General features: G+C 67.8%; 16 protein-coding genes. 1 reads left to right on the top strand and 15 read right to left on the bottom strand.

Annotation, left to right across the window (positions count from 1 at the left end; all coding sequences use genetic code 11):
* The 5 genes from SSKA14_RS17800 to SSKA14_RS17780 form a co-directional block, all read right to left on the bottom strand.
* The coding region (locus SSKA14_RS17800) for an ABC transporter permease (protein ID WP_040008346.1) at nt 1–1114 on the bottom strand (1114 nt) is incomplete at its 3' end.
* A complete protein-coding gene (locus tag SSKA14_RS17795) occupies nt 1111–2298 on the bottom strand; it encodes an ABC transporter permease (protein ID WP_008267949.1) in 1188 nt (395 codons plus the stop codon). The genes SSKA14_RS17800 and SSKA14_RS17795, both read right to left, overlap by 4 nt.
* Complete coding sequence (locus SSKA14_RS17790) at nt 2283–3296, bottom strand: efflux RND transporter periplasmic adaptor subunit (RefSeq protein ID WP_040008341.1); 1014 nt, start codon at nt 3294–3296, stop codon at nt 2283–2285. The genes SSKA14_RS17795 and SSKA14_RS17790 overlap by 16 nt, the downstream gene beginning before the upstream one ends.
* Nucleotides 3289–4695, bottom strand: a complete 1407-nt coding sequence (locus SSKA14_RS17785; protein WP_008266341.1) for a TolC family protein — start codon at nt 4693–4695, stop codon at nt 3289–3291. The genes SSKA14_RS17790 and SSKA14_RS17785 overlap by 8 nt, the downstream gene beginning before the upstream one ends.
* Before the next feature lie 78 nt (nt 4696–4773).
* Nucleotides 4774–5667 carry a LysR family transcriptional regulator ArgP gene (locus tag SSKA14_RS17780; RefSeq protein ID WP_008266648.1) on the bottom strand — a complete coding sequence of 298 codons (894 nt, stop codon included), beginning with the start codon at nt 5665–5667 and terminating at the stop codon, nt 4774–4776.
* Nucleotides 5668–5772: 105 nt separating this feature from the next.
* On the opposite strand from SSKA14_RS17780, the gene SSKA14_RS17775 reads away from it, so the two are divergent.
* Nucleotides 5773–6387 (top strand): LysE/ArgO family amino acid transporter, encoded by a 615-nt coding sequence (locus SSKA14_RS17775; protein ID WP_008267534.1) that lies wholly within the window; start codon nt 5773–5775, stop codon nt 6385–6387.
* Here the strand turns inward: SSKA14_RS17775 and map are convergent.
* The 10 genes from map to SSKA14_RS17725 form a co-directional block, all read right to left on the bottom strand.
* Nucleotides 6384–7166 carry a type I methionyl aminopeptidase gene (gene map, locus SSKA14_RS17770; protein WP_040009784.1) on the bottom strand — a complete coding sequence of 261 codons (783 nt, stop codon included), beginning with the start codon at nt 7164–7166 and terminating at the stop codon, nt 6384–6386. The two genes, SSKA14_RS17775 and map, sit on opposite strands and share 4 nt — an antisense overlap.
* A 7-nt stretch (nt 7167–7173) precedes the next feature.
* The gene (locus SSKA14_RS17765) at nt 7174–7386 is read right to left on the bottom strand and encodes a ParD-like family protein (RefSeq protein ID WP_006425741.1); all 213 of its coding nucleotides are present in this window, start codon (nt 7384–7386) and stop codon (nt 7174–7176) included.
* Nucleotides 7387–7454: 68 nt separating this feature from the next.
* Nucleotides 7455–7814 carry a VOC family protein gene (locus tag SSKA14_RS17760; protein WP_008267335.1) on the bottom strand — a complete coding sequence of 120 codons (360 nt, stop codon included), beginning with the start codon at nt 7812–7814 and terminating at the stop codon, nt 7455–7457.
* 173 nt (nt 7815–7987) lie between these two features.
* Nucleotides 7988–8872, bottom strand: a complete 885-nt coding sequence (locus tag SSKA14_RS17755; RefSeq protein ID WP_008267467.1) for an arginase family protein — start codon at nt 8870–8872, stop codon at nt 7988–7990.
* A gap of 3 nt (nt 8873–8875) precedes the next feature.
* Complete coding sequence (locus SSKA14_RS17750) at nt 8876–9940, bottom strand: GNAT family N-acetyltransferase (RefSeq protein ID WP_008267658.1); 1065 nt, start codon at nt 9938–9940, stop codon at nt 8876–8878.
* A 28-nt stretch (nt 9941–9968) separates the two neighbouring features.
* A complete protein-coding gene (locus SSKA14_RS17745; protein ID WP_008268657.1) occupies nt 9969–11369 on the bottom strand; it encodes an aminotransferase class III-fold pyridoxal phosphate-dependent enzyme in 1401 nt (466 codons plus the stop codon).
* Nucleotides 11370–11434: 65 nt separating this feature from the next.
* A complete protein-coding gene (locus tag SSKA14_RS17740; protein ID WP_008266852.1) occupies nt 11435–12151 on the bottom strand; it encodes an MtnX-like HAD-IB family phosphatase in 717 nt (238 codons plus the stop codon).
* A gap of 168 nt (nt 12152–12319) precedes the next feature.
* Complete coding sequence (locus SSKA14_RS17735; protein ID WP_008265268.1) at nt 12320–13528, bottom strand: DegT/DnrJ/EryC1/StrS family aminotransferase; 1209 nt, start codon at nt 13526–13528, stop codon at nt 12320–12322.
* A 10-nt stretch (nt 13529–13538) separates the two neighbouring features.
* Nucleotides 13539–13937, bottom strand: a complete 399-nt coding sequence (locus tag SSKA14_RS17730; protein ID WP_008266067.1) for a DMT family transporter — start codon at nt 13935–13937, stop codon at nt 13539–13541.
* Complete coding sequence (locus tag SSKA14_RS17725; RefSeq protein ID WP_008267947.1) at nt 13934–14293, bottom strand: EamA family transporter; 360 nt, start codon at nt 14291–14293, stop codon at nt 13934–13936. Before SSKA14_RS17725 ends, SSKA14_RS17730 begins: the two co-directional genes overlap by 4 nt.
* Between the last annotated feature and the right edge of the window lies 1 nt (nt 14294).

Below are 14294 nucleotides of genomic sequence, written 5' to 3'. Positions count from 1 at the left end.
CCTCCGTCCCCTTTTTGGCGAGGAGGCGCCAGGCGGCGAGGCTGCCGTAGAGCAGCAGCAGAAGGCCGAGGGTGATCAGTTCGTGGCTGACTTCGGCCAGGCTCGCGTCCATCTGGTTCAGGCGCACCATCAGGTTGATGCCCGAGGTGGTTGGCAGCAGCTGCGCCAGCCACACCAGCGGGCGTGGCGTCATCACCGCCGGCCAGGACAGGTTGGCCAGGAAGAACAGTGGGATCGAAGTGGCGATGATGTACTGGAACGCGCGTTCACGGGTGCGGAAGAAGCTGCCGATGAACAGGCCGAACGCCACCGTGGCGGCGATGAACAGGGAGCCGCCCAGCAGCTGGCCCAGCGGATTGCCGCCGCGTGGATAGTCCTGCACCCAGGCAGTGAAACCGGCGTAGTAGAACAGGCCGAACAGGCCGATCAGGCTGAAGCCCAGTGCCATGCCGGCCAAGGTCGGCAGGTCGAAGCGCAGGCGCCGGCCGAGCGCGAGACGACGGCCGCCCAGCAGTACGCCGATGCCCATCAGCAGGGTCTGGTGCACGATCAGTTCGGCCACGCCGGGGACGATGGCGCTGCCGTAGCCTTCCTGGGTGTTGTACAGCGGGCGCTGCACCAGCGTGACCGGTGGTGCCTGCGGCGCGCCCATGAAGGCGGCCTGGCCGACCGCCGCCTCACGCCCGAACGCACCCAGTGCATCGGCCACGCTGCCCAGCACCCAGCTGGCGCGGCCGAGGTAGGCACCGTTGCCGAGCAGTACCAGCTTGGCCGGGTGGCCGCGCAGGATGTCGCGTTCCAGGTTGGCCGGAATCAGCACGATGCCTTCGGCATGGCCGGCTTCCAGCTGCTGGCGCGCACTGTCGATGTCGGCCGGTTGCCCGACCACGCGTGCGACCCGCAGCGCGTCCAGCTTGCGCAGCAGTTCGCGGCTGGTGGCGCTGTGGTCTTCGTCCACCACCAGCACCGGCAGGTTGCCAGCCACCTGGTGACGGTACGCCGCTGGGTAGAAGAACGAATACAGGATCACCGCGCCGACCATCACCACGATCGCATAGCGGTCGCACAGCACCGCCATCAGGGTCTGCCGCAGGCTGCGCCAGAGCGTGCTCATGCGTCGGCTCCCGCCGGCTGCGCGGCCGCGGGTGTACGCGCGAAGGCGATCAGGCGCAGGCCGCCGATGCCACCGGCCACCACGGACATCAGCAGCAGCGTCGCCAGTGGCCACAGCGAGACCAGCAGCGGCGATCCGATGAACTGCTGCTGGGTCTGCAGCTTGATGTAGGCGCTGAGCGGCAACAGCTGGTGCCAGACGCGGGTGAACAGGGGGCCGTCCAGCACCGGGAAGGTGGCGCTGGAGAACGCCAATGCGGTGCCGATGCTGAGGCCGACTGCGGACAGCGCGGTACCCATGTCGCGGGTGACGCCGACGAAGAACAACGCGTAGGCGGCCGTGGCCAGGTAGAACAGCGGTTGTGCGAGCAGCAGCAGGAGCACGCTGCCCGCTACACCGTCGCCGCGCAGCCAGGCCAGGTAACCGAGCCCGAGTGCGCCGTACAGCGAGAACAGCAGGATGTACGGTGCAACCTTGCCGGCGATGGCGGCCCATGGCGTGCAGCCCAGCCAGTGGAGCAGGGTGCCATCGCGGATCTCGCGCCCCAGGCTGCCGGCCACGGCAAGCGCGAGCACCAGCGACAGCACTGCCGGGAAGATCAGCGGCAGCAGGAACAGCTCGTAGCTGCGTGCCGGGTTGTAGAGGATGTCCGACTGCACCGCGATCGGCGCCGCACGCAGCTTGCCCGGGCCGACCTGCAGGCCGATGCGCTCGCGCAGCAGGCGTGCGTTCCAGGCCGAGACCGCATCGCCGATATCACGCGCGGCGGACTGGCCGGTGGTCATGTAGGTGGCGTTGTAATAGGCGAACACCGTGCCCTGGCGCCCGCGCAGCGCCTGCCGGGTAACGTCGCGCGGCACCAGCACGATGGCGAACACATCCAGGCTGCGCAGCTGCGAGCGTGCGTCTTCCAGGTCCACCGGCTGGCTGGCGATGCGCACACCGGGGCTGGCATCGAGCATGCGCAGCAGCAGGCGGCTGTCACTGCTGTGGTCGAGGTCGACCACCGCGATCGGGATGTCGCGCATTACCGAGGGGGTGAACATCCACGCCATCACCACCAGCATCAGCAGCGGCAGCAGGGTGACCAGCAGCAGGTCGGCTCGGTTGCCGCGCAGCGACCGCAGCTCGCGCCGCCACGAGGCGGCGAAGCCGCCGCCATCAGGGCTCAGTGCTGGGGCCATGCGAACAGCACGCTCATGCCGGGGCGGAAGCCCTCGATGCGGCGTACCGGGCGCACCCGCACCTCGAAGCTGCGGACGTCGTAGCCGGACGACTGGCGGGTGGTGCGCCAGGTCGCATAGTCACCGGCCGGATTGATGAAATAGACCTCGAACTCGCCATCCTGGCCGAGCGCCGGCACGCTGCCACGCAGCTTGCTGCCGACCTTCAGGCCCTGCATCTGCGATTCGCGCAGGTTCATCGCCACCCACATGCGGTCGATGTCGACCAGGGTGAACACCGGGTAGCCGGCCGGTACCAGTTCGCCCGGATCGGCCATGCGTTTGTTGATCTCGCCCGCCACCGGCGCGCGCCCTTCCACTTCGGCGCGCGCGGCGTTGACTTCGGCTACCGCGCCCTGTGCCTGCTGCACCTGGCCCTGCGCGGCGCGCTTGTCCTGCTCGCGCGCGCCAGACAGCGCCATGTCGTACTGCGCGCGCGCGGCACGCGCCAGTTCGCGCGAGCTGGTGGCCTGGGCATGCGCTTCATCGCGCTTCTGCCGGGTCATCACTCCTTCATTGAACAGGTTCTGCACGCGCTGGTAGGTGGCGTCGGCCAGCGTCGCACCGGCTTCGGCGCGCTTCCAGTTGGCTTCGGCGGCGCGGATGTCCTCGCTGCGCGCGCCTTCATCGGCCTTGTCGGCCACCGCCTGCGCCGCGGCCAAGGCGCCGTGTGCCTGCTGTTCCTTGGCGGCCACCTCGGGGCTGTCGAGCAGGAACAGCACCTGCCCGGACTGCACGCGGTCGCCTTCGCGCACCTTCAGCTCGGCCACGCGCGCGGTGATCTTGGCGGCCACGTTGATCGTGTCCGCATCGGCCATGCCCTGGATCTGGTCGCCCGGGCTGCGCCAGGCCAGCCACAGGCCGAGCACCACCACCACCAGCAGCACTACTATCAGAATCGGTCCCAGCCGGCGCTTGCCCGGGGGCGTCGTCGCATCGTCGTGCAGCACATCACTCATGGTCGATCACCTCGTCCGCACGCCGCCGGAATTCTTCGAAACGGTCCATCTGTCCACTGACCTCCAGCAGCTGTGCCAGCGCAACATCGTATTGGTAGGCGGCCTGTGCGCGCTCGATGCGGGCACCGCCGAGGCCGAGCCGCGCGTCAATCACATCCAGCGAAGTCGCCTGGCCTTCGCGGAACGCCAGCTCCTGCAGGCGCAGGTTTTCCTGTGCCTGGGCAATGCTGCTGTCGAGCAGCACGAACTGCTGGCGCGCCGTCTCCAGTTCGTTCCAGGCCTTGCGCACGCCCAGTGCAACCTGGTTCTCGGCTTCGCGCAGGCCCGCTTCGGCCTGCTCCTGCTGCGCACGCGCGGCGCTGATCTGCGCCGGCCGTGAGTTCGGTGACAGGAAGGTGTACTTCAGGCCGATGCCGAACGCCCAGTCCGGATCGGTCAGCATTTCGTCACGACGGCGGAAGTCGTACTGGCCGAAGGCGAAGATCTGCGGTTTCAGCTTGGCCTGCTGCACGCGCACGCCCTGTTCGGCCTGCGCCACCATCGCCCGCAGCCGTGCGATCTGCGGCTGCCGTGCCTGTGCGGTGCGCTCGAAACTGGCCACCGGCTCCAGCGGCACGCGCTGCACGAACAGGGGCGATACCGGCCGTACTTCGCCGCCGCTGCGCAGCAGCGTGGACAGTGCGGCCTTCAGGGTGGCCAGGTCGTTCACCGTCTTCTGGTACTCGCGCTCGGCCTTGTCGCGGGCCACGGTGGCCTGCAGGCGCTGCGCACGGGTGGCGAAGCCCTCGCGCTCCAGCTTCCCGGCGTCGGTCAAGTGGCGGTTGAGGCCATCGCGCACGTCGCGGCGTACATCCACCGCCTGTTCGGCCAGGCGCTGGCCGAAATAGGCCTGCGCCAGCTGCACGGTCAGCGACTGGCGCTGCGCTTCGCGCTCGGCGCTGGCCTGTTCGTGGGCGGCGCTGGCGGCGCGCTGTGCAGCAGGGATCACCCCGCCGGTGTACAGCGGCAGCACCGCAGTCACCACCGGGCGGGTGCGCCAGTCGCGTTCGGTGAACGACAGCGGCGAGTCGATGCCAAAGGCTTCGGCCACCGGTGCCAGTGAACCCAGCGGCAGGGTGAGGGTCTTCTGGAACTGCAGGCGGCGTACTTCGCCGGTGATCTCCGGCAGGCGCAGCAGGCGGGTGGCGTCCTGCAGGTCCTGCTTGTTGCGCACGGCGGCGTCTGCGGCGGCCAGCGCATCGGAGACCTGTTCCAGGCGCTGCCGTGCCTGTTCCCAGTCCAATGCCGGTGCATCGGTGATGGCCTGCGCCGACGCAGTAATGGGCAGGCAGGTTGCCAGCGTCAGCGCCAGCGCGGCCTTTGTGCGGTGCATCCTTGTACGTCGGCCGATCACGCCCATGCCGTCCCAATGGTAAAGAAGTGCGCAAACGGTAGTGCGCGCGGTGTGAAGCCCGGGTCTGCGGTCATCGTGTGGTCCTCAGCGAAGGGTGCCGCTGGCCGCGCTGCGCAGCGCCTGGGTGATGTGCTGCAGCGTGCTTGAGCGCACGGCGGCATGCTGCCAGTACAGCGGCACATCCAGCCAGCGGCGGGGTTCCAGTACCACCACGCGGCCGGCATGCGCGGCGGGCGCGACCAGGGCTTCCGGAGCCATGCCCCAGCCGAGTCCGCACGCTGCGGCTTCGACGAAACCGGTGGAGGAGGGCAGGTAGTGTAGCGGCGGCTGCAGGCGCGCGCGGGTCAGCCGCCGCACGAAGCGCCATTGCAGTTCATCCTTGCGGTTGAACACCAGCATCGGTGCACGTGCCAATGCGGCGGCCTGCATGCCATCGCTGAAGTACTGGCGGGCGAAGCCGGGCGAGGCGATGGCGTGGTAGCGCATCGCGCCGAGAGGATGCACGTTGCAACCCTTCACCGGCTGGCTTTCGGCGGTGACCGCGCCGAGCACGCTGCCATCGCGCAGCAGCTGCAGGGTGTGGTCCTGGTCGTCCATGCGCAGGTCGAACAGGTAACCGTGGCGCTGGTGCAGTTCGGCGATGGCCGGCACGAACCAGGTATCGAGCGAGTCGTCGTTGACCGCCAAGGGGATCGGCGTGCGCGCAGCGTCGCTGCCACGCTCGGGCAGCAGTTCGGCCAAGGCCTCGGCCTCCAGTGCCTGCATCGGGCGAACCCGGCGCAGCAGGGCCTCCCCGGCAGCGGTGGGTCGGCACGGCGCCTGGCGGACCACCAGTACCTGGCCGAGCCGGTCCTCCAGTGCCTTGATCCGCTGCGACAGCGCCGAGGGGCTTATCGAGAGACGGCGTGCCGCAGCCTCGAAGCTGCCTTCCTCCAGCACCGCGGCAAACGCGGCCAGTTGCGGATGTACCAGATCCATGCAGGCGCCCCTTCAGTTTTTCTGCACAGGGTAAAGAAAAATCAGATTGTCTTAACGCGGCAATGGCCGCACCCTGCGCGTCCCTTCGCTGCCTGGGCCTTCCTGATGTGGATCGCCGCTACCACCGCCGGCCTGTTCGCAGGTGCCGGCCTGATCATCGCCATCGGTGCGCAGAATGCCTTCGTCCTGCGCCAGGGGCTGCAACGTCGCCATGTCGGAACGGTGGTGCTGGCCTGTGCCGGCGCTGATATCGCGCTGATCCTGGCCGGCGTTGGCGGCATGGGGGCGTTGGTGCAGCAGTGGCCGTTGCTGCTGCAGGTGCTGCGCTTCGGCGGTGCGGCGTTCCTGCTCTGGTATGGACTGCAGGCCGGATTGCGGGCCTGGCACGGTGGCAGTGCCTTGGCCGCCGCCGAGACGCAGGGTGGCAGCGGGCGCCAGGTACTGTTGACCTGCCTGGCGTTCACGCTGCTCAATCCGCACGTCTATCTGGATACGGTGGTGCTGCTCGGCAGCTTGTCCACGCGTTACCCCGGCGATCTGCGCTGGGCCTTCGCCGCCGGAGCCTGCGTGGCCAGCGTGGCCTGGTTCTGCACCTTGGGCTATGGCGCGCGGCTGCTGCAGCCGGTGTTCCGCAGGCCGGCTGCGTGGCGCGTGCTGGACGCGGGGGTGGCGGTCTTCATGTTCTGCCTTGCCACGCTGTTGCTGTTGCGCCCGCTCTAGGCCGCATCCACCGCACACAACGGCGATTCGCCGGGGCGCAGGGTGAGCACGCGCACACCACTGGCGGTGACCGCCACGGTGTGTTCGAACTGCGCCGACAGCTTGCCGTCGCGCGTATACACCGGCCATTCGTCCGGTTGCTGGCGGATGGCCGGCTTGCCCTGGTTGAGCATTGGCTCGATGGTGAACACCATGCCTTCTTCCAGTGTCATGCCGGTGTCCGGATGACCGTAGTGCAGGATCTGCGGTTCCTCGTGCATCTCCTGGCCGATGCCGTGGCCGCAGTATTCCTTCACCACGCTGTAGCCATGGCTGCGCGCGTGGCGGGCGATGGCGTGGCCGATGTCGCCCAGGCGCGCGCCGGGGCGCACCGTGGCGATGCCTTTCCACATCGCCTGGTAGGTGGTCTGCACCAGCCGGCGCGCGGCATAGTCGACCTCACCGACCAGGTAGGTGGTGCTGGAGTCGGCGATGTAGCCGTTCTTCTCCAGGGTGATGTCGAGGTTGACGATCTGGCCGTTGCGCAGCACGTCGGTGGTGCTGGGCACGCCGTGGCAGATCACGTTGTCGATCGAGGTGTTGAGCACATACGGGAAACCGTACTGGCCCTTGCTGGCCGGCCTTGCCTGCAGTTCATCGACGATCATGCGCTCGACGAAATCGTTGATTTCCATGGTGCTGCGGCCCTGCAGCGGCAGCCGGTCGAGCGTGGCGAACACCTGCGCCAGCAGGCGCCCGGATTCGGCCATCAGCGCGATTTCGTGCGGCTGCTTGATCATCGCCATGTCAGGCCCGCCCGGGCGCCAGCGCCTGTGGCTGCACGCCGGCCGCGCGCAGTTCGCTGGCGACGATGTCCTGGAAGCTCAGCGTGGGGTTCATCTCGCACAGCATGCCGACCCGGATCCAGAAATTGGCCTGGGCGTTGATCGAGCGGCTGGAGACGGTGCAGGCACGGCGCAGCTGGTCGTGCAGGGTGTCATCGATGTTGACGATGCCCATCGGAGGTCCTGGGGAAGTGGATATACGAAGCGTATATGTTTCGTATATCCAGCTCAAGTCGCCGGGGTTCAGTCTGCGTGGGTGGCGAAGCGCAGGCGGTTGCCGTCGGGGTCACGCAGCAGCATCTCGCGGCTGCCCCATTCGGTGTCATGCGGCGGCTGCTCGATCGGCACATTTGCGGCGCTGAAGGCACGGTGCAGCGCATCGACATCCTCGACGATGAAGTACACCGCGCCACCCACCTCGCAGTCACCGGTGTGTTCGGTGAGGAAGAGGGTCTGGCCGTCGCGGGTGAGCTGGGCGAACAGCGGGAAGCCGGGTTCGAAGCGGTGTTCCCAGTCGACCACGAAGCCGAGGCCCTGCACGTAGAACGGCAGGCTGGTGTCGGCATGGCGCATGCGCAGTTGCGGGATGACGGTCTGGGTCATGGCGGTGGCTCCGGGGGCAGGCGTCCAGTGTAGTGCCGGCCGCTGGCCGGCATCCTGTTGAGCCGAGGAACAATGAGGTTGCCGGCCAGCGGCCGGCACTACCGAAGCATTACCGGCCAGCGGCCGGCACTACCGACGCCACGCCGGCCAGGAGCCGGCGCGACCGCAAGCGGTCAGCAGGCCGTCGGCACCGCGGCCATCGCGGCCAGCAGTTCGCGGTTCACCTGCTGGTGGCGCGCCTGCCATACGGGAAGATCGTCGGCAGGGATGTCGGGCTGGCCATCCAGCGACGACAACCAGCGCTTGAACCGGCTGCGGTAATTGGCCAGCGACACTTCGCCGGTGATGTCACTGCCGACCAGGCCGCCGGCGCGCAGCGCCTCGATCACCACCAGTGCGTCTTCCAGCTGGAAGCGGCCCTGGTCCCAGTTGCTGCGGGCCACGTCCTCGGCGAACACATCCTTGTCGATGGACAGGTAGGTCGGTTGCGGCGACTTGGCCTGCTCGGCGGCGAACGCGGCCACCAGTGCCTCGGGGTGTTCGAAACGGCGGAAGGCGTGGCCCATGCCCAGGCGGTGGCCCCAGCCCACGTCCACGTCCATGCACCAGTAGGTCAGGCGGCCGCCCAGCAGCGGACGCCAGTGATTTTCCCAGGCATGGCCAAGGCCGATGTCGCTGGAGGTGATGCCCAGCACGTGGATGTGCGAGATCTGCGGCAGCTTGCTGGCGGCGTTCACCCAGGAGCCGCAATGCATGCCGAACGGAAAGCGCATGTTGTCCGGGTGGTTGTCCAGCACCACCAGCTGGAAGGGCTGTTGCGGGCGCATGCGCTGCAGCAGCGGCAGGCTGAGGTGATGGAAGTCGCCACTGCCGAGCATGACCGTGCCGAGCTGGGCCGGCAGTGGGGCCAGCACGTCGGCGGCGAAGCGGTCCAGCGTGGCATTGCTGCAGGCAAAGCGCAGCGGATCGTGCCACTGCGGCAGGGCCAGGGTCTGCGCCTGGGGCAGCGGCAGCACGCCACCATCCAGGTCCAGGATCAGCGGGGAACGCAACGGCATCGTTCAACCGCCTCCATCCGGTTCGCCCTGCAGATGCGGCGCCAGCCTGCGCAGGGCGGCGCGCAGCAGCGGTGAGCGCGCGTGGATCGCATGCCGGGTGGAAGTGAAGCTTGCACCCAGCTCGGCCTTGATCCGCGAGTCGGTCCAGCCGGCCACGTAATGGCTCAGGCCGTGCTGCAGCGCGTAGTCGAGGTTGTGCATCCAGCTGACCGCGTACAGGTTGTGCTCGCGCGACTGCGGGTAGGCCAGGCCGATGTACTTGTCCACCAGCTTGCCAGCGTGCACGTAGCACAGGTTCCAGCCGATCAGCTGGCCCTGGTGGCGGTACAGGAACATCCGCCCCTGGCCCTGGCTGTCGGCCAGCAGGTGCTGGAAGTAGGACAGGTCGAGCTGGTCGAAGTGCACCGCGCTCTGCGCATACACGCCGAGGTACAGCGCATACAGTTCGGCCTGCAGCTGCGGGTCGGCCAGCGCCGGATCGCCGGTGGCGATGCAGTCGATCTGCAGGTCATCACGCGAGCGCAGCTTGCGCCGGATGTTCTTGCGACGCGAGGACGACAGGCGGCCGAGATAGCCGTCGAGCGAATCGAAATCGATCGCCACCCAGGCCAGCGGCATGCCTTCCAGTTCGACGAAGCCACGCGCCAGCAGCGCCTGCAGGAAGGCACCGCTGTGTGCATTGGCGGCGTCGTCCAGCAGCGGCGAATCGATCGCCAGGTCCTTGACCACCAGCAGCCGGGTATCGCCGATCGCGTGACGCGTCACGTCCTCGGCCAGCGCCTCAGGCGCGACATGCGCCGGCAGCGGGGTGTACTCGGTGCTGGTGGCACCGACGAAGCGGGTCTGCCAGGTGATCCACGGCCGCCACAGGCGCGACAGCGGCAGGCCGAGCAGCTTGCCGCGCAGTGCGTCGTCCATCGTGGTGGTCAGGTCCAGCGGCGCGCGGAAGGTCGGCAGGCCACTGGGCAGGCGGCCTGCCTCGAAACCGAGCGGCGGGTGGGCCAGGAAGCCCTCCAGCAGCGCGGCCGGTTCCAGCGCAGTGCTGGATGCACGTGACGTCATCTCCATCGGCACGGGAACCGGCAGCGCATCGACCTCAGCCCTTGGCCTTGGTCAGCGCCTGGTCGAGCAGGGTGATCGCCAGGTCGATCTCTTCGTAGCTGATGTCCAGCGACGGCGCGAAGGTGATCACGTTCTTGTACCAGCCACCCACGTCGAGCACGAGGCCCATGCGCTTGCCGTCGTGCAGCAGGTCACCGGCCAGGCCGATGTCGACCATGCGGTCCAGCAGTTCCTTGTTCGGGGTGTAGCCATCTTCCTGGCAGATCTCGGCGCGCAGGGCCAGGCCCAGGCCGTCGACATCGCCGATTTCCTTGTGGCGCTTCTGCAGGCCACGCAGGCCGTCGAGGAAGTACGCGCCCTTTTCCGGCACGGTGCGCTCGTAGTCCATTTCCTTGCCCAGCTTCAGCACTTCCAGGCCCAGGCGGGTGCCCAGCGGGTTGGAGTTGAAGGTGGAGTGGGTGGAGCCCGGCGGGAACACGGTCGGGTTGATCAGCTCTTCGCGCGCCCACAGGCCCGACAGCGGGTTCAGGCCGTTGGTCAGCGCCTTGCCGAACACCAGCACGTCCGGGGTCACGCCGAAGTGCTCGATCGACCACAGCTTGCCGGTGCGCCAGAAGCCCATCTGGATTTCATCGACCACCATCAGGATGCCGTACTTGTCCAGCACGCGCTTGAGGCCGGTGAAGAAGTTGCGCGGCGGGATGACGTAGCCGCCGGTGCCCTGGATCGGCTCGACGTAGAACGCGGCGTACTCGGCCTGGCCGACCTTGGGATCCCACACGCCGTTGTATTCGCTTTCGAACAGGCGCTCGAACTGCCACACGCAGTGGTCGGAATACTCGTCCGGGGTCATGCCCTTCGGGCGACGGAACGGGTACGGGAACGGGATGAACATCGCGCGCTCGCCGAAATGACCGTAGCGGCGGCGGTAGCGGTAGCTGGAGGTGATCGACGAGGCACCCAGGGTGCGCCCGTGGTAGCCGCCTTCGAAGGCGAACATCAGGCTCTTGCCGCCGCGTGCGTTGCGCACGATCTTCAGCGAGTCTTCGATGGCCTGCGCGCCGCCGACGTTGAAGTGCACGCGGCCGTCGAGGCCGAACTTCTCGTGCATGTCCACGGCAATGGTCTTGGCCAGCTGCACGCGGGTCGGGTGCAGGTACTGGCTGGCGACCTGCGGCAGGGTGTCGATCTGGTCCTTCAGCGCATCGTTCAGGCGCTTGTTGCTGTAGCCGAAGTTGCAGGCCGAGTACCACATCTGCAGGTCGAGGTAGGGCACGCCCGCACCGTCGAACATGTAGCTGCCTTCGCCACGCTGGAAGATCTTCGGCGGGTCGACGTAGTGGACGGTGTCGCCGAAGGAGCTGTAGCGGGCTTCGTCGGCCAGCAGCTGCGCATCGGAGGCAGCGGCGTCGGCATTCTTGTCAAAAATGTTCATGCAGTTCGGTTCCGTGAAGGACGTTCGAAAGGGGGCAACGGGGGAGCGGGGCTGGAAGGGAGTGCTCAGGCGGTGGCCAGCAGCAGGGGCAGTGCAGTGGGCTGCGGGCTGGCGTCGATGCGACGTGGCTGCAGCAGGCTGCCATCAAGCAAGCGCGGCAACAGCGCGATGGCATCGTGGAAGGTATCGATCGCGGCATGTTCGATGCCGGCATGGGTGCAATGGGTGATCAGGCGGCGCTTGGCAAACACGAAGTCGGCATCCTCCGACACGCAGAAGTCCGAGCTGCCGTCGCCGATCATCAGCACGCGCGGTGCTTCGTTGGCACGTGCCTGCGCAGCGCAGGTGCACTTGCAGGTGCCGCTGCGGCACCCTTCGGACTGGTAGGGCGATTCCAGTTCCCAGTGGTCTTCGCACCAGCGCAGGTGGTTGGCCACTACCGGCAGCCGCGACAGGCCGTGGTTGGCGAGGATGCGGTGGATCGCATAGTCCAGGCCGTCGCTGACGATGCGCAGCGGCAGGCCCAGCTGCTCGGCGCGGGCGACGAAGGCAGCGAAGCCCGGATCGATCTGCACCTGGTCCAGGTGCGCATCAAGCGTGGCCGGGTCCAGCTTCAGCAGCCGCACCTGGCCCTGCATGCATTCACGCGAGCCGATCTTTCCCGACTTCCACTGTTCTTCCAGTTCCTGCCAGCCCGGCTGGCCGTACTTCTCCAGCAGCGAGTCGATGACATCTTCGAGGCTGATGGTGCCGTCGAAGTCACACAGGATGCTCCAGTGCATGGGCAGATCCGTCGATGAGAAAGGCGTCCGGCACGGTGCCGGGGCAGGCTCAATGTAGGCAGGCCGCCTTTCTCGTTCCTTTCCTGTTGAAAGCCTTCATTTCCAGGCGTGGGAAGCGTTCAGGAAATGATCTTGCTGAATGGGCGAGATGCCCGCAAACAGCTGCTTTCAGGGTTGGGCGTCCGCCAGCGCCCGCAGGATTTCCGCGGTGTCTTCACGGGTCTGCCAGGCGCTGTTGCCGAGAGTCAGCATGCGTGCGGCGAAGTCGCGTGCGTTGGGCACGTCGGTGGCCGGCACGATGCCGCGCAGGTAGGCGTAGTCGGGCAGCGCATGGATGAACATGCGGCTGGCGCCGAGGCCGCGCGGCCACAGGTTTTTCAGTGCTGCATCGCGGGCGCGCTGGCTGGGCAGCAGCAGCATCAGCATCGGCCAGGTGCCACCGGTACCGGCCAGGCCATCGACTACCTCCACCGCTGGCAGCTGGGCCAGCTGCACGCGCAGCTGCAACGCGCGCAGGCGTCCGGCCTGCAGGAAGGCCGGCAGGCGCCGTGCGGCATTGGCACCGATGTTCTGCCGCCACTGGCTGACCCGGTGCTGCGGAATCTGCAGCGGGAAAACGTCACCGACCGCTTCTTCCAGGTCGCCACGCTGCAGCGCGCCGCGCAGTGGATTGCCGTATACCAGCGACAGCAGCGATGGTCGATAGCAGGCCGCCAGGCCAAGCAGCTGCACGCTGCGCAGCAGCTCCCAGCGCAGGCTGGAACGCACCTGTTCGCTGGCATGCGCGGCCAGTGCGGCGCGCAGCTCGTCATCGCGGCTGACCAGCAGGCCGCCTTCGTGCAGGCTCAGTCCCTTGCCGGCGGCCAGGCTGAAGAAACCGATATCGCCGCGCAGGCCGACACTGCTGTTGCCGATCCGTGCACCCAGTGCCTGCGCGGCATCCTCGATGACCCAGGCGCCGGCACCGCGCGCAATCTCGCAGGCCAGCTCAACGTCGGCGATGCGGCCACCGAGGTGGGTTGGCAGGATCGCCAGCGTGCGCGCATCGGCCAGCCGCTTGAGCTGGCCGGGATCGAAGTCGAAGTGGCCGTGGCGGGTATCGCACAGCTGCACGCGCAGGCCCAGGCTGTGCACCGCGATCGGCACCAGCGGGCAGGTGTAGGCCGGCAGGATCACGGTGTCGCGCTTGGGCGCGCGCTTGCGCAGGGTGCGCAGCGCGATCAGCAGCGCGTGGGTACCGGAGCAGGTCAGCTGCAGCGGCGGTGTGCCGAGCTGGTTGGCCAGGATCTCGCGCAGGTCGCCACCACCGGGAAGGAAGTCGCTGGCCTGCATCGGCAGGCCTGCGGTCGGTGGCAGTTCGCGCGCGAACAGGCTCATCGCAACGCGCTCATGCGATGCTTTCGGCGGGGCTGTGCGGGTCGTCCGCTTCGGCACGGCCCAGGCAGACGATGCCGGCCACGATCAGTACCGCACCGACCAGGTGATGCAGGGTCAGTGGCTCGTTCAACAGCCAGGCCGACAGCAGCAGCACGCTGATCACTTCCAGGTGCGAAGCAGCGAATGCAGGGCCGATGGGCGCATGGCGCAGCAGGCTCATCCAGGTGAAGAACGCACCGATGTAGCCGAGGATGGCGCCGTACACCCACGGCTGCGACAGCACGCGCAGCAGCCACGCGCTGTTGGCCTCGACCGGCAGCGCGGCATCGCCGGCATACTTGAAGCACAGCTGGGCCAGCGTGTCGAAGGCCATCAGCAGCGGGAAACCGATCACATACAGGCGCCTCATGAGCCGGCCCCCACCACCGCCACGCCCGCAGTGACCAGCAGCATGCCGGTGACCCGCAGCGGCGTGAGCTTCTCGCGGAACAGGAAGCGGCCGGCGATCATCAGCGCCACGATGTTGATCGAGCCCAGCAGCACGCCCTTGGACAGCGGTACCAGTGACAGGAACGCGATCCAGGCGACGAACTCAAGCACGTAGCAGGCGATGCCGATCCACAGCCAGGGGCGGCTGAGCATGTGTTTCCAGCGTTGCAGGCCTTCGCCGTCCTGCGGGTCGCTGGCCGCAGCCTTGAAGGCGAGCTGGCCACCGGTATCGAGCACGACGTTGGCCAGCCACAGCAGGGTGGCGAGTGCCTCCATC

Origin of the sequence: Stenotrophomonas sp. SKA14, assembly GCF_000158575.1 — a bacterium.
GTDB lineage: Bacteria > Pseudomonadota > Gammaproteobacteria > Xanthomonadales > Xanthomonadaceae > Stenotrophomonas > Stenotrophomonas forensis.
Note: the sequence above shows the minus strand (reverse complement) of the source record. Positions and strands in the feature narration are given on the sequence as shown.